We start from the raw sequence: 17,884 nt of genomic DNA on the forward strand, positions 1-17,884 counted from the left end.
CCGCGCGTCAGAACTCGACCGTCTCCTCGATGGCGGCCGCGATGCGCGGCGGGTGCGGGAGGTAGTAGTCCTCCATCGCCAAGAGCGGGACCGGCGTGTCGAAGCCGGTCACCCTTCGGAGGGGGGCTTCGAGGTAGATGAGCGCCCCCTCCGCGACCGTCGCGGCAACCTCGGCGCCGAACCCGCCCGACTTCGCCGCCTCGTGGACGACGACGCAGCGGCCGGTCTTCTTCACCGACTCGACGACCGTCTCGCGGTCGAACGGCGAAATCGAGCGGAGGTCGATGACCTCGGCGCTCGCGTCGAGTTCGTCGACGGCCCGGAGCGTCGGGTGCATCATCGCTCCCCACGAGACGACGGTCACGTCCGAGCCCTCCCGTCGGACCGCGGCCTCGCCCAGAGGGACGGTGTAGGACCCCTCCGATACCTCCTCGCGGAACGAGCGGTAGACCCGTTTCGGCTCCATGAACAGGACCGGGTCGGGGTCGCGGATGGCGGCGGCGAGCAGGCCCTTCGCGTCACCCGGCGTCGACGGGACGGCCACTTTCAGCCCCGGGACGTGCGCGTAGGCGGCTTCGAGGCTCTCGGAGTGGTGTTCGAGCGCCCGGACGCCCGCGCCGTACGGCGTCCGGACGACCATCGGAGCCGAGAGTCGCCCGCGAGTCCGCCAACGGATTCGGCTGGCGTTCGAGACCAGTTGGTCGAACGCAGGGGGGAGGAAGCCGGAGAACTGTATCTCGGCGACGGGGCGGTAGCCGTGGGTCGCGAGGCCGACGGCGGCCCCGACGATGGCGATTTCGGAGAGCGGCATGTCCCGGACGCGTTTCTCGCCGAAAGCGTCGAGGAGACCGTCCGTGGCGCGGAAGACGCCGCCCGACCGCGCGACGTCCTCGCCGAAGACGAGCGTCCGGTCGTCGCGGGCCATCTCCGTGTGGAGCGCGTCGTTGACCGCCTCGACGATGGTCGCCTTCATCATCCACGCTCCCGCTGGTGGATGTACTCGGCCATCTCGGGGTGCGTGTCGAGGAAGTCGCGGTACCACGCCAACTGGGATTCGAGTTCGGGTGTGGGCTCCTCGTAGAGGTGGACGAACATCTCGGCGAGGTCCCGGTGGGGGTAGTCGTCGGCGGCCGCGACGGCCTCGTCGAACAGTTCGTCGACCTCCGCTTGCACCCGCTCCTCGTCGACGTCGTCGAGCAACCCTCGGCCGGCGAGAAAGCCCCGGTAGCGGTCGAGCGGGTCGCGCTCGGCCCACTCGTCGACCTCCGCTTGCTCCCGATACCGGGACGGGTCGTCGCTCGTGGTGTGGGCCGCCCGGCGGTACGTCACCGCCTCGACGAGCGTCGGGCGGCCGTCGAGCGCCCGTCGGCGCGCCGTCGCCACCGCGTTGTAGACGGCGAGGACGTCGTTCCCGTCGACTCGGATGCCGTCGACGCCGTAGGCGAGCGCCTTCTGCGCGACGGTGTCGGCCCCGGTCTGTTTCTCGAACGGCAGGGAGATGGCGTACTGGTTGTTCTGACAGAAGAACACCGCGGGGACCGACAGCACACCGGCGAGGTTGAGCCCCTCGTGGAACGCGCCCGTGGAGGTGGCCCCGTCGCCGAGGTTGGCGAACGCGACCGTGTCGTCGCCGTCCAACTGCATGCCCCAGGCCTTGCCCGTCGCGAGGGGGACGTGCGAGCCGATGGCGATGGCGACGCCGAAGACGTTGGCCCCCTCCATCCGCGACGCGTCCTCGATACCCCGCCAGTACATGACGAGGTCCCGCATCGACAGCCCGTGTAAGAGGAGCGCGCCCGCCTCCCGACCGTACGGGAAGAGCCAGTCGCCGTCGTCGAGGGCGAAGCCGCTCCCCACGATGCTGGCCTCCTGCCCGCGACCCGACGCGTAGGTCCCGAGTTGACCGCGGCGCTGGAGCTTCGTCATGCGGTCGTCGAACGTCCGCTGGAGGAGCAGCCACCGGTAGAGTTCGCGGAACTGGTCGTCCGTGAACGCGGGGACCTCCCCCTCTCTGACGGTGCCGTCGGGCGCGACCACCTGGTACGTCTCGACCGTGAGGTCCGACTGCGAGAGCCCCTCGACCGTCGGCGCTCGCTCGGAGTCGGGGCGGGTCGTTCCTCGCATCCTACTGCCACTCGGGCTCTCGGTCCTCGCGGTAGGCGGTCGTCGCCTCGACGAAGTCCTCGCCGGTCATCGCCTCCGTCTGGAGTTCGAGGTAGCGGTCGAGGAACGCGTCGAAGTCCTGGTCGAAACACGTCAGCATCGCCTGCTTCGAGAGCCGCGCGCCCTGGGAGTTGACTCGCATGTACCGCTCCGTGAGCGCTTCGAACTCCTCGTGCATCGTCTCCTCGTCGACGAGGTGGTCGACCAGGCCGATTCGCTCCGCTTCGTCGCCGTCGACGTTGTTGCCGAGGATGACCATCTTCTTCGCCCGCCCGAGACCGATGTAGCGGGGGAGTCGGAACGTGCCGAGCCCCGGGATGATGCTCTCGTTGATGGCCGGGAGGCCCATCTCGGCCGAGTGAGTGCTGACGCGGATATCGCTGGCGAGCGCCAACTGGAGACCGCCACCGAGCGCGTAGCCGTGGATGAGACAGAGGACGAGCGGTTCCATCGTCTCGAACCGGCGGAGCGCGCGCTCCCACGGCGGGTGGTAGCTCATATCGATCTCGTCGGCCGAGAGGTCCTTCAGGTCGATGCCGGTACAGAACGCCCGACCGGCGCCCTGGATTGTCACCAGACGGAGGTCCTCGTCGTCGGCGAGCAACTGCGAGACGGCGTCGAGGTCTCTGACGCCGTCGTAGTGGAAGGCGTTCAACCGTTCGGTGCGGTCGAGGGTGACGTGAGCGACGTTCCCCTCCTTCTCGACGGTCAGGTGTTCGAATTCGACGTGCATGGCGAGCGTGGCCGAAGACGCGCCGTTTTCACATCAATGTGCGGGGTGGTGCCACAGCGCGGGAGGTGCCGCTGATGGACGGGTCTGCACAGGAATGTGGGTCTCTGTCCTCACGGGACGCGCCGACCGCGGCCCCATTGCCCGGCGAGGGGACGAAGCCGAAGAGAGGGGGCTCAGTCCGCGAGCGGGACTTCCGTTCCGCTGGCCAGCGTGAGCACGTCGTCGAAGAAGCCGAGCGAGTCGTGCGGGCCGGGGTTGGCCTCGGGGTGGTACTGCCGGGTGAGGACGTTCATCTTCCCGTGTTCGAGACCCTCGGCGGTGTCGTCGTTGACGTTCACCTGCGTCACCTCTAGCTCTCCCGGATCGGCGACGGTGTAGCCGTGGTTCTGCGTGGTCATGACGACCTGTTCGGTGTCGAGGTCGAACACGGGTTGGTTGACGCCGCGGTGTCCGAACATCATCTTTTCGGTAGAGCCGCCGAAGGCGTTGGCGACCACCTGCTGGCCGAGACAGATGCCGGCGATGGGGAGTTCACCCGTGAACGCCTCGACGAGTGCCTGAGCCTGCTCGAAGTTCTCCGGGTCGCCCGGGCCGTTCGAGATGAACAGGACGTCCGCGCCGGTCTCTTCGACCATGTCCACGGAGGCGTCGTACGGGAGCAGGTGGACGTCCGCCCCGCGGGCGGTGAGCGACGACGTGATAGAGCCCTTCGCGCCGCAGTCGACGAGGGCGACCGTCGCGTCCGAGCCGCCGTCGTCACCCGCGAAGAACTTCGGTTCGGCCGTGCTGACCTGCTTGCCGATGTCGACGTGCTCGGACATCCCCTTGCATTTCTTCAGCTCTGCTTTCGCGTCCTCGGGCGTGACGTCGTCGCCGACGGCGATGCCGCACTTCATCGCGCCCTGGTCGCGGACGCTGGTGACGACCTCTCGCGTGTCGAGATGGTCGATGGCCGGCACCGACTCGGAGTCGAGCCACTCGACGACCTCCTCGGTGAACTCGCGTGCGATGGCGGCGCGGGGGTGGACCCGTTCGGACTCGAACCGCTCGGTTCGGACGCCGTAGTTGCCGATGAGCGGGTACGAGAACGTGAGGACCTGTTCCTCGTACGAGGGGTCTGTCAGGCTCTCCTCGTAACCGGTGTATGCGGTCGTGAACACTAGCTCGCCACGTGTGCGCCCCGGAACACGGCCACGCGCCTCGAAGACGCGGCCGTCCTCCAGTGCCAGGTAGGCGTCCGACATTACGAGAATCACATGTAGGAGAGGTAATAAGCCTTACTTTCGAAGCCGAGTTACGAAATTCGTAATTTGTAAGAGGTGAACACACTTACTCCCCGTATGGACGACCTCGACCACGAGATCCTCTCGATCCTCCGACGGGACGCACGGACGCCGTACACGGAGATCGCCGACCGCGTCGGGACGTCGGAGGGCACAGTGAGAAACCGCGTCGACAGAATGACGAAAGACGGCGTCATCGAGCGGTTCACCGTCGCCACCCGCACGGGCAACATCAAGGCGATGGTCGAAGTCTCCGTGGCGGTCGACGTGAACACGAGCGAAGTCTCGAAACGGATGGCCGAGTGGGACGACGTCGACTTCGTCTGGCAGGTGTCGGGAGAACAGGACGTCGTCCTCATCGTCGACACGGCGGACACGGCCGCCGTGAACGACCTCATCACGCGTGCGCGGGAGTTAGACGAGGTGAAGAGTACCAAGACGCGCCTTATCCTCGACGAGCGCCTCGGTTAGAGGGAAAACAGGAGGCCGGTTGCGAGGAGGCTCGCGAGAACGAGCGCGCCGACGACGAGGCCCGTCCGGCGTCGATGGAGGCTGCGGTTCGACTCGAACGCCGAGTCGGGGCGACGTCGACCAGTCAGCGTGTAGCGTTCCTTGGCGTACTCCTGTCCGTACGGATGTTCGACCAGACCCCAGCGGGCCATGAGACCGGTGAGTCGGTGGATAGCGCGGTGTCGGAGCACCATATCCTGGTACACACTGGCATCCGACATAACCGTTCGCCCTCGAATATCAGTCCTGATTCTCTGAGGCGGCGTCCAGAAGCGCTCCACGGGACGGCGATTCACGGTCGACCGAACGCGGCGCATCGGGGTGGTCGACCCCGTCACGCACCGAAGAGGCCTTGACCCCCCTCTTCGCACAACACGTGTATGAGTGCCGACGAGGGTTGGTCCGCCTCTACGGAGTCGGACCCCGAGACCGAATCCGCCGAGTCCGCCGCCGGTGCAGGGGCAGAGACACCCCACAAGAACGCACGACAGGAGGTCATCGCGGTCGACGAGAACGACGAGTCACAGGGGCTCGTGAACCGTCTGGACGCCCACACGGGCGACGGCGTCCGCCACCGCGCGTTCACCTGCCTCGTCTTCGACGGCGAGGGGCGAATCCTCCTGGCACAGCGCGCGCCGACGAAGCGCCTCTGGGACACCCACTGGGACGGGACGGTCGCCTCCCACCCAGTCGAAGGGCAGAGCCAGAAGGAGGCGACGCGACAGCGGCTCGAAGAGGAACTCGGCGTGACCCCCGACCAGTACGGCGACCTGCGCGTCACGGACAAGTTCGAGTACAAGCGCTACTACGAGAACGCCGGCCTCGAGTGGGAGGTGTGTGCGGTGCTGAAGGTGACGCTCGACGACACCACGCTCGACCCCGACGAGGAGGAGATCGCGGGCATGCTCTGGGCCGACTACGACCACCTCCACGACCACCCCGCGTGGTACCGGCAACTCCGGCTGTGCCCGTGGTTCGAAATCGCGATGCGGCGTGACTTCGCCTGACCTGACCTTCGCGTCGGCGGTCGCCGCCCGACTGCTCGGGCACGCGCGAGCGGGCGCACCCGAGGAGGTGTGTGGCGTCCTCGGTGGCGACGGGGAGCGCGTGACACGCTCCGAGGCCGTCCCGAACGTCGCATCCAGTCCGGAGACGCGGTACGAACTCGACCCTGCCGCGACCGTCGAAGCCATCGAGCGCGTCGAGAGGGAGAGCGAGCACCTCGGCTTCTACCACTCGCATCCGCGGGGACCCCCCCGGCCGAGTGCGACCGACGAGGCCGAGGCGACCTGGACTGGCTTCGTCTACTGCATCGTCTCCCTCCCCGAGTCGCGCATCGACGCGTGGCGGTGGACCGGCGATCGGTTCGAGGCGGTGGACGTCGTGGTCGAGTCGGCGTAGCCGTCCACAGCACCCGGCGTGACGGCCCCCGGTGGGGAGTGAAACGCCTTTGTCCGCCGCCCGCCGACCCCTCGCGTATGAGTGACGGAGACGTCGGAAACGGGAGAGCCCCCGAACTGTACGACTCGCTCGACGGGCAGGTCGCGCTCGTGACGGGCGCCAACCGGGGTATCGGCGCCGAAATCGCCCGCCGACTGCGTGACCTCGGTGCGACCGTCTACGCGGGGAGTCGGAGCATGACCAACGAGGTTCCCGAGGGGACGGAGCGCGTCCTCCTCGACGTCACGCAGGAGGGTGACGTCGAGGGAGCCGTCGACGGTATCTTTCAGGAGGTGGGTCGCCTCGACGTCCTCGTGAACAACGCGGGTGTCATGGACTCCGAGGGTGACGTCGTCGCAACTCCGACAGCGGAACTCGACCGGTCCCTCGCGGTCAACCTCCGCGGGCCGATGCTCTTGTGTAAACACGCGGTCCCCCTACTCCTCCAGAACGACGGCGGCCGCGTCGTCAACCTCTCGTCGGGGATGGGCGCGCTCGGAGAAGGCCAGAGCGGCGGCTCACCCGGTTACCGCATCTCGAAAACCGGGCTGAACGGGCTCACGGTCTACCTCGACGGCGAGTACGGCGGCGACGGCCTCCTCGCCAACGCGGTCTGTCCCGGCTGGGTCCGGACCGACATGGGCGGCGAGGGCGCGTCGAAATCCGTCGAGGCGGGCGCCGAGACGCCAGTGTGGCTCTGTCGGTTCCGGCCCGGTTCTCCCTCGGGTCGGTTCTGGCGGAACGAGCGCGTCATCGACTGGTAGCGGGAGAGAAATCAGGTCACGCCGCCGCCGACCGAGTAGTCCTCGTAGAGCCGCTCGTCGAGAACGGTCTCCAGTCTGTCGATGACGCGCCAGACGTCCTCGAAACGGGTGTACAGCGGCGCGGGGCAGACCCGGACGACGTTCGGCGGCCGGTAGTCGACGACGACGCCGCGGTCGCGGAGCGCCTCCGACACCCGGTCGGCCTCGGGGTGTTCGACCGCGACGTGGCCGCCGCGTTCCTCGTGTGCGCGCGGGGTCCCGATCTCGCACTCGGGGAGGCGTGCGTCGACGAGGTCGACGAGGTAGTCGGTGAGCGCCAGCGACTTCTCGCGGGCGACCTCGACCCCGCCGGCGTCGTCGAGCACGTCGAGCGCGCCGTCGAGCGGTGCCGCTGCCAGGACGGGAACCGTCCCGACCTGGAACGCGCCGGCGTGTGGAGCAGGGTCGTACGTCATCGCCATGTCGAACTGCGTCTCCTTGTCGTTACCCCACCACCCCGCGAGGTGAGGCGTCACGCCGAAGTGCCGCTCGTTGACGTACAGACCCGCGAGAGCGCCGGGACCGGCGTTGAGGTACTTGTAGTGACACCAGACGGCGAAGTCGACGCCGACTTCCGACAGCGAGTGCGGGACGACGCCGACGGAGTGGGCGAGGTCGAACCCCGCGAGCGCGCCCGCGTCGTGGGCGGCCTCGGTGATGGCCTCGATGTCGAACAACTGACCCGAACGGTAGAGCACGGAGGGGAGAAACACCATGCCGACGTCGTCGTCGATGGCGTCGAGGACGTCCTCGCGGGCGACGGTGCGCCCGTCGCGGCTCTCGACGACACGAAGCGCGTCCTCGGGGTCGACGCCACGGGAGCGAAGTTGGGCGCGGATGGCGTAGTGGTCAGTGGGGAAATCGAGCGCGTCGACGACGATTTTCGAGCCTCGACTCGGATCGTAGAACGTCCCGACGAGCGTGTGGATGTTCACCGTGGTGGAGTTGGCGACGACGACTTCCTCCTCCCTCGCGCCGACGAGCGGTGCCACGCGCGCGCCGAGTCGCTCGCCGTAGGAGAACCACTCCGGGTCGGCGTCGGTCCATCCGCGGATGGCGAGGGCGCGCCACTCCTCGACGACGCGGTCGAGCGCCGCCTCTGCGTCCGCCGAGAGGAGGCCGAGCGAGTTGCCGTCCATGTACAGGTCGTCGGGGAGGAAGAAGCGGTCCCTGACCTCCGAGAGCGGGTCCGCCGCGTCGCGCTCGCGGGCGTCGGCGAGGGAGGGGTCGTCCATGGGTGGTGTGAGGTACGGGGGTGGAAGTAGCTTGGCGTCGCATCGGGGAGGTGGTCGGTGGCGTCCCCCGGTGAAGTGGCGAACAGCCGGCACGCTCCGCGGCGCACGGTGTCGTGCCGGGCAATCGCGACGCACCGTGCGGTGTGCGTTACGTCACGCTCTACCCGGAGTGGCCACGGCTTCGTATTTGAACGTCGGCCCGCTTCGGTGTGGGCCGGTGAGTCAGAGAGCGTATTCCGAACGATGGAAGACGGTCCGCTGTGAGGGGTGCCACGGAGACAAAGAGACCGTGGAGTCGCTAGAGCGGTGGACCGCAGCCTCGTTCACCGGAGCGACGACGTCACTCCGAGCCGTTCGGTCACTCGCTTCACTCGCTCACGAAGACCTCCCCATCCGGTGGCCCGCGCACGGAGGCGCGGGCTGACCACCGAAGCGGCGGAGCCGCTTCGAGCCGTTCGTTCGGTACCCTCACGAAGACCTCGCGCGTTCGCTCGCTCTCACGCGTCGACGGTCCCTGTCATAGGAGGGTTCGGTGGCGCGTGGCCTCACCGTCCCCGTGTACAGCGCGGTGTTCGTGCTGTCGGCTCCCCCCATCACGACTCTCGCGTTTACCTCGACTGCGACTGCTACCGCCACACGCCGCGCACCACCGACCCCGTGGCTGTTTTGTCCGTCCACCACGCCTACGACGTATGACCGACCGCGACCCGGACGCAGACGTGCCTCCCGACATCGACGCCAACACCAGCGCTCACGCCGCGGACGAACTCGACCCGCAGGCACGGGCTATCGTCGACGAGGCCGCCCGACTGGGTCTCCCCGAGTGGTCCGCCCTCTCCGTCGGGAGCGCCCGCCGCCTCGAAGACGAACTGTTCGGGCCGACGGCGGGAGTGGACGTCGAGCGCGTCTCCGACATCGCCGTCGACGGACCGGGCGACGACCTTCCCCTCCGCGTCTACCACCCCGACCCCGGCGAAGAACTCCCCGCGCTCTGTTTCTTCCACGGCGGCCTCTGGGCGCTGGGGACGCTCGACTCCATCGACGAGGTCTGTCGCCGCCTCGCCCGCCGCGCCCGTCGCGTCGTCGTGAGCGTCGACTACCGACTCGCGCCCGAACACCCGTTCCCCGCCGGCGTAGAGGACTGCGTCGCCGCCGTGGAGTGGGTCGCAGCACACGGCGCGGCGCTCGGTGCAGACCCGACCCGCCTCGCGGTCGGCGGCACGAGCGCCGGCGGTAACCTCGCCGCGGCGACCTGCCTCTTCGTCCGCGAGTTCGACGGCCCGGAAATCGAGGGACAACTGCTCCTCTACCCGATGCTCGACAGCGCCCTCGACGCCCCGTCGCTCGACGAACGGGCCGACGGGCCGCTCTTGACCCGTCGCGACGTTGCCTGGGCGTACGAGACCTACCTCCGGTCGCCGGTCGACCGCCACAACCCGTTCGTCTCGCCCGTTCGCGCGGACTCCCTCGCCGGCCTCCCGCCCGCACTCGTCGTGACGGCCGGCTTCGACCCGTTGCGGGACGAGGGGGCGGCCTACGCGGCGGCGCTCTCGGACGCCGGCGTTCCCACCCGACACGACCACGAACCGGCGATGCCGCACGGCTTCCTCAGCCTCGCTGCCGACGTCGACGCCGCTGACGAGGCGCTCGACCGGGTCGCAGAGACGCTGCGAGCGGGGTTCGAGCGCTAGCCCGACGCGTCGTCGGTCGCACGGTCCGCCAGCGCGGCGTACACCGGCCACGAGGAGTCACCCCGCGGCTTCGACGCCGGATTCCCGTCGAGCGTGACGCCCTCGCCCGCGACGACGGAACCGACGACGCCGACGGGCGTGCCTCGCCGTTCGAGCGCGTCGACGACGTCGTCGGTTCGTGCCGGATCGACCGCGACCACGAGGGTGCCGGCGGTCGTCGCCGTCCACGGGTCGAAGCCGAGCGCGTCGCTTGTCTCGCGCACGCCCGGCCGCCACGGCACCGCCGAGGTGTCGACGTCGAACCGTACGCCGGCGGCGTCGGCCATCTCGAAGAACGCACCCAGCAGGCCTCCCTCGGTGGCGTCGTGCATCGCGTGGACGTCGCCCCGTGCGGCGTCGCTGATCGCCCGGGCGTCGCGGACGGCACCGGCCTCGTCGAGGCGGGCCTGCGCGGTTTCGAGGTCGCTCCCGGAGAGCGGCACCTCGTCGGGGAACAGCGACGTGAGCAGTCCCGTCGTCTCCACGGCCGGCCCTTTCGTGACGAGGAGATCGTCGCCGGGGCGGGCGCCGTCGGGACGGACGAGGTCCTCGAAGTCGCCGACCGCGAGGGCGGTGGCGGCCCCGACCCACGGGAACGCACTGTCCGCGTAGCGGGCGGTGTGGCCGGCGGCGATGGCGACGCCCAACTCCTCCGCCTCGTCGCTCCACGCCCGCCAGAAGGTGGCGAACTCGTCGTCGTCGAAGTCGGGCGGCAGCGACAGCGAGACGGTGAGGTGCGTGGGCGCGAGGCCGGAGACGGCGACGTCGGCGAGGATAATGTCGAGCGCGAAGCGGGCGGCGCGGTCGAACCCCAGTCGGGGGAGGACCGAGACGGGGTCGGTAGCGACGACGAGCGCCTTCCCGCCGACGTCGACGACGCCGAAATCGACGCCGTGGGTCGGCCCGAGCGTCACGTCGTCGCGGTCGGCGCCGAGGTTCGGGTACAGGTACTCGGAGAAGAACGCCGCGTCGACTTTGCCGAGGTCCGCGTCCATGGCTTCACTGGCGGGGCGGGCCTCATAAGGACTGTCGTGGGCCGGTTCTGGCCGTCGCTCCCCCCGAGGCAGCGACGAGCGGTACACGACGCGGTCACGGCAGTCCGTCTCAGAACCCGGGGCACTCCCCCAACCACGACAGGCAACCCTCGGCGGGAAGCCAGTTTTCCAGGTGTCCGTCTCAGAACCCGGGGCACTCCCCCAACCACGACTGGGCGTCGTTCGTACGGAGATGGTCGGAGGCGGAGTGTCCCGCCCCCGACCGACTTCGCTCATGAAGGGCGCAGGTCTCCTGGTATCCCCGTGGACCAAACAGCGGGTGTCCGTCTCCTACGCCGACTCGAATTCGTCACTCGGGGGATATGAATCTCACTAAGTCTACTCGGTACTCGGGGTGAGAGGAATATAGGGAATCATAGTTCCCCGCCGGAGTCGTGAGGCCCGGCACGCGTCGAGACGGCGACCGCCACGACGCCGACCGCGGTCACGGCGAGGACCGTGCCGACCGTCGACAGCCGGACGGCGCCCGCGAACCCGAGGTCGGCCCGCGTCGTTGCGACCGCGACACCCAGCGCGAGCGGTGCGGCCGTGCTCCCGAGTCGTCCGACCGACTCGCCAGCGCTGACGAGACCACCGCGGACGTCGTCGGTCGCGACGGAACTGAGGGTGCTCCGATACAGCGAGAGGACGACGCCGAACCCCGCGCCGGCGACGACGCTCGCCGCGCCCACGGCGACAACCGACGGCGCGACGCCGACGACGGTGACGCCGCCAGCGAGTGCCGCCAACGAGCCGAGCAGCGGCAGTCGTCGCGAATCGAAGCGAGCGGTGAGCCGTCCGACCTGTGTCCCCCGAGCGAGGAGGCGACGCTGGCGAGCGCGACGACGCCACCGGCCTGTGCGGCCGTCCCGCCGAGCACGCGGACGACGAGCAGCGAGTTGTGCGTGAGGAAGACGAACCAGAGGAAGGAGGGCACCGCTCGCCCCACGAGCGTCGCCGCGATGTGCGGTTGGCGGGCGAGGCCGGCGAGCGCACCCAGGTTCCAGCCGACGGCACCGCCGTCGGTTCGGGGCTCGCGGGTCGGTTCGTCGAACGCGACCACGACGACGAGGCTTGCGACGAGCGCGACGGCGTAGAGGAGGAAGGGGGCCTGCCAGGCCACGCCGACGAGGAGCCCCGAGAGGAGGGGGAAGACGGTCAGCGAGGCGCCGACGGTCGTAAACCGAAGCCCCTGTGCGGTCGCCTCGCGGGCACCCCGATACAGGTCGCCGACGCTGGCGATGAGCACCGGTGCGATACCGGCGTAGCCGACGCCCTGGAGCAGTCGGAGCGCGAGCGTGGTCGTGAAGTCGGTGGTCAGCGAGATGGCGACGCCGGCGAGTCCGAACAGCGCGAGCCCCGTCGCGAGGACGGGTTTGCGACCGTAGCGGTCGGAGACGACGCCCGCGACGGGAATCAACACGACACCCGGCGCGGTGAAGACGGCCATGAGCAGGCCGACCTGTGCCTCGCTGACGCCGAGGGGGCCGGTCAGCGAGTCGAGAATCGGCGAGACGACGCTCGCCCCGAGCGGGGAGGCGACGCTCGCGAGCAGAACCACCTGAAACCCTCGGTCACCCAGGACGGAGGCGTCGTCACCAGCGAGACGCTCGAACACGGCCGAGGTTCCCGCGGGGGAGAGTTGAGCGTTCTCATTCGTCGCCCGCACAGAACCCGACGAGTTCCTCGGCGACGGCCTCGCTCTCCTCGTGCTGGACCCAGTGGGTGGCCTCCTCGAAGTACCGGAGCGACCCGTCGTCACAGAACGTGAGGCTCTCCTCGGCCATGGCGCGTTCGAGGAACTGGTCGCCCGCACCCCACAGGATTCGGGTCGGGACGCGCACCTGCGTCGTCCGCGGCTCCGGCCGCTCGCGGGCGATGGCGCGGTACCAGTTCACCATCGCCGCGTACGCGCCGGGCTGAGACCACGCGGTCCGGTAGCGTTCGAGGTCCCGCGACGAGAACGTCCCCGGACGGGCCGAATCCCGGAGCGCCCGGGTCGGGAGCGCCCAGTCGTTCAGGCGGGCGACGCGTTCGGGGAGGGAGGGAAGCTGGAAGAAGAGGACGTACCACGACTTCAACTGCTGGCGCGGGTTTCGCGCGAGGGTGCGGCGGAACACCGTCGGATGGGGGACGTTCACGGCGACGAGTCGGGAGAGCCGGTCGGGGTGGTGCAGCGCCGTCCACCACGCGACGGCGGCCCCCCAGTCGTGACCGACCACGCGCGCCTCCTCGTAGTCGAACTCCGAGAGGAGGCCGACGACGTCGCCCGCGAGGTAGTCGATACCGTACGCGTCGACGGCTCCCGGTTTGGAGCTGAGATTGTAGCCGCGCTGGTCCGGGACGAGCACTCGAAAGCCGGCCTCGGCGAGCGGTGCGATCTGTGCGCGCCAGCCGTACCAGCACTCGGGGAAGCCGTGGAGCAAGACGACGGGCGTGCCGTCGTCGGGACCGGCGACGACGGTGTGGAGGGTGACGTCGCCGACGTCGACGTAGCGGCTCTCGGCGTCGACGCCGAGTCCGACGTTCGCCGCGGTGAGTCCCGGCGGAGCGGACCGTGAGGAGCGGGCCATACCGGAGGGTAGGAAGTCACGGTCAAATAGCCACGGGGAGGTCGACGACGAACACCGTCCCCCGGGGCTCGTTGTCGACGGCGTGGACCGACCCGCCGAAGCGGGTCACGAGTTCCCGGACGAGGAAGAGGCCGATGCCCGTGCCGTCGCTGTCGAGGCCGCGGACGTCCTTCTCGAACACCGCCCGCTTCTGGTCGTCCGGGAGGCCCGGGCCGTTGTCCGCGATTCTGACGCGGAATCGGAGCCCCTCCCGTTCCGCGCTCACGGACACTCGCGGCGGGTCGCTGTCGTTGTGGGAGACGGCGTTCGAGAGGAGGTTCCCGAACACCGAGTGGAGCAGTTCGTTCGCGACGACGGTCGTCCCCGCGAGGTCGGCGTCGTACTCGACGTTCACCGCTACCTCGTCGTAGCGGTCCTGGAGCTTCCGGACCTCCTCGTCGAGGACGCCGAGAACGTCGACGGCCTCCGTCTGCAGCCCGTTCTCCTCGTCGGCGTCCTCCGCGAGCACGGTGACCAGGTCGTACGCGGTGTCGGTGAGTTCGGCGACGTTCTCACACGCCCTGGTGACGCGTTCGAGCGCCGCTCTTCCCTCCTCGTCGTCGACGTGGTCGTCGAGGACCGTGGCCCAGCCGCGGGCGACCGCGATGTCGTTCGAGATGTCGTGTCGCATGAGGCGCGTGAGCACTTCGAGCTGGTCGTTCACGGCCGAGACGCGGTTCTCGCGCTCTTCGAGGAGGCGCTCGCGGCGGCTCCGTGCCTGGTTCCAGCGATACACCGCCACCAGGATGACGAGCGTCCCGACGAGGATGGTGACGTCTTCGATGACGACGTCGACCAGGGTGGGCATGAAGACGACTTCGTCCGCCACGTCGGCGACGGAGTGGGCGCCGAGGAGCACGAGACCGAGAAAGAGCGGCCAGCCGACCCGGTCGTCGAGGCGGAGGCGCGCGACGAAGAAGATACCGAAGAGCGGCAAGAGGGCGATGGCGAGTTCGAGGTAGATCTGAACCGACACCGTCCCGCGTCGCGGGAGCGACCAGACGAGAAGCCCGCCGAGGAGCACGAGGGCGGCCACGGAGAGGCCGGCGACGCCGCGGGGGAGCGACCTGGACTCGTCCGTCATCGACGTCCGTCCGTCGGTGGCACCGAGTAAAAACACTGTTGTCTCCGCCGGAACGGAACGGTGACGAGGCGTCCCGTCCGGCGATTCTCACGCCTCGAACGGACGGAGCCTCGTGGGGACGTGTGGACGGAGCCGCAGGGAGTACGGCTCGACGAAACCGAGCCCGTACCGGTTCCTCACGTCGCGCACCGCGCTCGCGCGACGGACGCCGATGGCGTCGAGACAGGCGCGGGTCACGAGGACGCAGTGGAACTCGATGCGTTCGGTCGGCGCTCGCGTCAGGTCGGGGAGTTCGCTGACGGGGAGCCCCAGTTCGTACTGCCGGGTGTAGCGCGTCGGTCGGCCGCCGGACGTTCGAGTACTTCGGCGTCACGTCGATGCTGACGAGCGAGGAGTGATCGGACGGAAAGAAGGGGAGCCCGCGATTCAGCCGAACAGCCGTTCGCGCAGGCTCCGCCGGTTCATCCGCTCGGCGAGGAGGACGGAGCACTCGACCTCGTAGAGCACGTCGAGGACGAGCGAGCCGCGGACGAGCCTGCTGAGAAGCCCACGCTCCGTGGCGCCGATGATGAGCAACGACGCGTCCTCGGCGTGTCGGGCGATGGCCGTCTCGACGTCGCCGCTCTCGACGACGAGGTTCGCATCCGAGAGGTCGTGTTCGTCGGCCCACTCGGCGAGGAACGCCTCGCCCGCGTCGACGTCGTCGGCGACGTGCAGGAGGTCGATCTCCGAGCCGTACTCCTCGCGGAGCATCGCCGCGACCTCCGCGGAGAGGTCGGAGTCGGGGCCGCCCGCCGTCGGCAGGAGGATGCGCGAGGCGTCGAAGCCGCGGTCCTTCATGACGAGGAAGTCACACGGGAGCGAGTGGGCGAGTTCGTCGATGGCCGACTCGGCGCGGCCGGGCGAGCCGTGTGCGTCCGGCCCCCACCCCATGACCGTGAGGTCGGCGTCGTACGTCCGGGCGGCGTCGAATATCTCCTCGAACGAGCGGTGCGAGAGGACGGTGTGGGTCTCGACGTCGACGCCGAAGGTCTCGGCGTCCTCGCGGGCCTGGTCGAGCAGGCCGCGGGCGGCGTCGAAGTCGTCCTGCTGGCGCGCGGATTCGAGCGCGGTCTGGTCGGGCACCTGCACGATGTGGGTGGCGACGACCGTCCCGCCCCGCTGTTTGGCGATGGCGGAGGCGAGCGTGATGAGGTCCTTCTCGTGGCCGGGGTTCGCGAGCGGGACCATCACGCGGTACTGGCCGCCGTCGGGCTGGACGCTCGTGGCGGCGTTGACGGCCGCGTCGGGCATCTCCTCGGAGCGGCTCAGGATGTACTCCGAGAGGACGCCCTGCTCCGTGGTCCGCGACCGGGCGTAGCCGAGGTACCAGACGGCCGCGAAGAGGACGAACGCCGCGCTGAACGCGAGGGTGATTCGCGGCTCGATGAACGCGATGAGCGCGAAGGAGAGGATGGAGCCGACGATGGGCGTGATCGGATAGAGGGGAACGGTGTACGACGGTTCGTACTCGGCGGCGTCGGCCTCGCGCATCACGATGAGCGCGATGTTGAGCAGGCCGTAGATGACCAGGTGGAGGACGCTCCCCATCGTCGCCAGCGCGTTGATCGGCGCGAGGACGATGAACACGAGGATGAACGCGCCCGTGATGGCGATGGAGCGGTAGGGCGTGCCGAACCGGGGGTGAATCTCGTTGAGCGATGGCGTGACGATGGCGTCCCGACCCATCGCGAAGTTGATGCGCGAGGAGGCGAGGATGCTCGCGTTGGCGCTCGACGCCGTCGCCAAGAGCCCGCCGAACAGCATGGCGATGGCGCCGAGTGGGCCGAGGATGAGACGGGCGACCTCGACGACGGCGATGTTGCCCGCGGCCTCCTGCTGGGCGATGTACCCCTGTTCGACGGCGGCGCTCATCACGACGAGCACGAGCGCGTAGATGACCGTCACGATGACGACGCTCCCGATGACCGCTCTGGGGAGGTTCCGGTCGGGGTCTTTGATCTCCTCGGCGACGGACGTGATCTGGACGAAGCCGAGATACGAGACGAAGATGAGCCCCGTGGTCGTGATCATCGGGCCGAAGCCGTTGCTCGGGGGAGGTTCGCGGGCTCCGCACGGAGCGCGCCGACGAACGTGAACACGGCGAGGATGGCGACGAGGATGACGACGATGACGTTCTGGAGCTTCCCGGTCTCCTTCGCGCCGACGTAGTTGACGAAGACGAACAGCGCCGCGCCCGCGAGCGCGACGAGTTTGACCGGGTCGAGAGCGACGATACCGAGATTGATGACGCCGAGGCCGAGGATGTTCTGGATGTACTGGCCGAAGCCGACCATGTAGAACGCGGAGGCGAACGCCAGCCCCATCCAGTTTGCCCACCCCGCGACGGAGCCGAACAGCGGACCGAGCGCCCGGTTCACGTAGAAGTAGGCCCCGCCCGAGCGCGGCATCGCCGTCCCGAGTTCGGACGCCGACAGCGCCGTCAGCAGGGCGATGGCCCCGCCGACGACGAACGAGATGATGGCGAACGAACCGGCCTGCTGGATGGCCGTGCCGGGCAGGACGAAGATGCCGGCCCCGATCATGGTCCCGACGCCGATGGTCAGCGCGGCGAGGGGTCCGAGGTCTTTGGCGAGCTCTTCGTCACCCATGCAGGGTCACCTCCGTGTGAGCCACCGTGGGTGGCGGAGAGACTGAGTCACCCACGCAGGCTCACCTCCGTGTGAGTCGCCCCGAGTGTCGAAAATGCGGCCTCACCCATCCGCGTTCTCCTCGTCTGCGGCGGCGGGACCCGGCAGCACCACCACGGGGAGGTCGCTCTCGTGGACGAGCGCGTCGGCGACGTCGTCGCTGAACAGGTTCCACCACCACTTGTGGCCGCGGGGGGTGAAGACGATGGCAGACGCGCCGGACTCGTGGGCGGCGTCGACGAGCGTCTCGGCGACGTCGGTCCCGTAGAGGAGTTCCGTCTCAACGTCGACACCCGCGTCCGCAGCGCGCTCGCGGACGAGTTCGAACGCCTCCCCTGCCAGGTCCTCTCGCTGTTCCACCGAGGCGGCGTCGGGTGCGCCGCCGGCTTTCTCGACGACGTGGGCGACGATCATCCGGCCGCCGGCGGCTACGACGCGGTCGAGGACGGCGTCGAGCGTCACCTCGGCGTCGTCGACGCTCGCGACGGGAACGAACGCGGTGGAGAGCAGATTCGAGGGGGGCGTCTCGTCAACCACGGCCGGGCCCCCCTGGGTCGACGGGTCGTA

Annotated in this window: 17 protein-coding genes and 1 pseudogene; 5 read left to right on the top strand and 13 right to left on the bottom strand. The window is 69.2% G+C overall.

Annotation, left to right across the window (positions count from 1 at the left end; genetic code table 11):
- Window positions 1-7: 7 nt before the first annotated feature.
- The 4 genes from C2R22_RS14365 to carA all read right to left on the bottom strand — a co-directional run bounded on the left by C2R22_RS14365 (window position 8) and on the right by carA (window position 4,140).
- On the bottom strand, window positions 8-973 hold the full coding sequence (locus tag C2R22_RS14365) for an alpha-ketoacid dehydrogenase subunit beta (protein ID WP_103426367.1): 966 nt from the start codon (window positions 971-973) through the stop codon (window positions 8-10).
- Window positions 973-2,124: a thiamine pyrophosphate-dependent dehydrogenase E1 component subunit alpha gene (locus C2R22_RS14370; protein WP_103426368.1), complete on the bottom strand. Its 1,152-nt coding sequence runs from the start codon at window positions 2,122-2,124 to the stop codon at window positions 973-975. Before C2R22_RS14370 ends, C2R22_RS14365 begins: the two co-directional genes overlap by 1 nt.
- Window position 2,125: 1 nt before the next feature.
- Window positions 2,126-2,896, bottom strand: coding sequence for an enoyl-CoA hydratase/isomerase family protein (locus C2R22_RS14375; RefSeq protein WP_103426369.1), 771 nt, complete (start codon window positions 2,894-2,896; stop codon window positions 2,126-2,128).
- A 173-nt stretch (window positions 2,897-3,069) separates the two neighbouring features.
- Window positions 3,070-4,140, bottom strand: a complete 1,071-nt coding sequence (carA, locus tag C2R22_RS14380; RefSeq protein ID WP_103426370.1) for a glutamine-hydrolyzing carbamoyl-phosphate synthase small subunit — start codon at window positions 4,138-4,140, stop codon at window positions 3,070-3,072.
- 96 nt (window positions 4,141-4,236) lie between these two features.
- Here carA and C2R22_RS14385 point away from each other — a divergent pair, with 96 nt between their 5' ends.
- Window positions 4,237-4,650, top strand: a complete 414-nt coding sequence (locus C2R22_RS14385) for an Lrp/AsnC family transcriptional regulator (RefSeq protein WP_103426371.1) — start codon at window positions 4,237-4,239, stop codon at window positions 4,648-4,650.
- On the opposite strand, the gene C2R22_RS14390 is transcribed toward C2R22_RS14385, so the two are convergent.
- The gene (locus tag C2R22_RS14390) at window positions 4,647-4,883 is read right to left on the bottom strand and encodes a hypothetical protein (RefSeq protein WP_103426372.1); all 237 of its coding nucleotides are present in this window, start codon (window positions 4,881-4,883) and stop codon (window positions 4,647-4,649) included. The genes C2R22_RS14385 and C2R22_RS14390 overlap by 4 nt on opposite strands.
- A 186-nt stretch (window positions 4,884-5,069) precedes the next feature.
- On the opposite strand from C2R22_RS14390, the gene C2R22_RS14395 reads away from it, so the two are divergent.
- From C2R22_RS14395 to C2R22_RS14405, 3 genes are all read left to right on the top strand, one after another.
- Window positions 5,070-5,696 carry an NUDIX hydrolase gene (locus C2R22_RS14395; protein WP_103426373.1) on the top strand — a complete coding sequence of 209 codons (627 nt, stop codon included), beginning with the start codon at window positions 5,070-5,072 and terminating at the stop codon, window positions 5,694-5,696.
- Window positions 5,683-6,090, top strand: a complete 408-nt coding sequence (locus tag C2R22_RS14400; RefSeq protein ID WP_103426374.1) for a desampylase — start codon at window positions 5,683-5,685, stop codon at window positions 6,088-6,090. The genes C2R22_RS14395 and C2R22_RS14400 overlap by 14 nt, the downstream gene beginning before the upstream one ends.
- A gap of 77 nt (window positions 6,091-6,167) precedes the next feature.
- Window positions 6,168-6,893: an SDR family NAD(P)-dependent oxidoreductase gene (locus tag C2R22_RS14405; protein ID WP_103426375.1), complete on the top strand. Its 726-nt coding sequence runs from the start codon at window positions 6,168-6,170 to the stop codon at window positions 6,891-6,893.
- A gap of 11 nt (window positions 6,894-6,904) precedes the next feature.
- Here C2R22_RS14405 and kynU read toward each other — a convergent pair whose 3' ends face one another.
- Window positions 6,905-8,167, bottom strand: a complete 1,263-nt coding sequence (kynU, locus tag C2R22_RS14410; protein WP_103426376.1) for a kynureninase — start codon at window positions 8,165-8,167, stop codon at window positions 6,905-6,907.
- A gap of 692 nt (window positions 8,168-8,859) precedes the next feature.
- On the opposite strand from kynU, the gene C2R22_RS14420 reads away from it, so the two are divergent.
- A complete protein-coding gene (locus tag C2R22_RS14420) occupies window positions 8,860-9,858 on the top strand; it encodes an alpha/beta hydrolase (protein ID WP_103426378.1) in 999 nt (332 codons plus the stop codon).
- Here C2R22_RS14420 and C2R22_RS14425 read toward each other — a convergent pair.
- The 7 genes and pseudogenes from C2R22_RS14425 to C2R22_RS14450 form a co-directional block, all read right to left on the bottom strand.
- On the bottom strand, window positions 9,855-10,892 hold the full coding sequence (locus C2R22_RS14425) for an AIR synthase family protein (RefSeq protein WP_103426379.1): 1,038 nt from the start codon (window positions 10,890-10,892) through the stop codon (window positions 9,855-9,857). The two genes, C2R22_RS14420 and C2R22_RS14425, sit on opposite strands and share 4 nt — an antisense overlap.
- A gap of 484 nt (window positions 10,893-11,376) precedes the next feature.
- Window positions 11,377-12,549 (bottom strand): MFS transporter, encoded by a 1,173-nt coding sequence (locus C2R22_RS14430; protein ID WP_162562510.1) that lies wholly within the window; start codon window positions 12,547-12,549, stop codon window positions 11,377-11,379.
- Window positions 12,550-12,583: 34 nt separating this feature from the next.
- Entirely contained in the window at window positions 12,584-13,504 is a 921-nt protein-coding gene (locus C2R22_RS14435; protein WP_103426381.1) for an alpha/beta fold hydrolase, read from the bottom strand.
- Window positions 13,505-13,526: 22 nt separating this feature from the next.
- Window positions 13,527-14,627 carry a sensor histidine kinase gene (locus C2R22_RS14440; RefSeq protein ID WP_103426382.1) on the bottom strand — a complete coding sequence of 367 codons (1,101 nt, stop codon included), beginning with the start codon at window positions 14,625-14,627 and terminating at the stop codon, window positions 13,527-13,529.
- An 87-nt stretch (window positions 14,628-14,714) separates the two neighbouring features.
- The gene (locus C2R22_RS25140; protein WP_162562511.1) at window positions 14,715-14,864 is read right to left on the bottom strand and encodes a hypothetical protein; all 150 of its coding nucleotides are present in this window, start codon (window positions 14,862-14,864) and stop codon (window positions 14,715-14,717) included.
- 189 nt (window positions 14,865-15,053) lie between these two features.
- Window positions 15,054-17,278 (bottom strand): annotated as a pseudogene (locus C2R22_RS14445) (amino acid permease).
- Window positions 17,279-17,380: 102 nt separating this feature from the next.
- On the bottom strand, window positions 17,381-17,854 hold the full coding sequence (locus tag C2R22_RS14450; protein WP_245902773.1) for a universal stress protein: 474 nt from the start codon (window positions 17,852-17,854) through the stop codon (window positions 17,381-17,383).
- Window positions 17,855-17,884 lie beyond the last annotated feature (30 nt).

This window comes from Salinigranum rubrum (assembly GCF_002906575.1).
Classification (GTDB): domain Archaea; phylum Halobacteriota; class Halobacteria; order Halobacteriales; family Haloferacaceae; genus Salinigranum; species Salinigranum rubrum.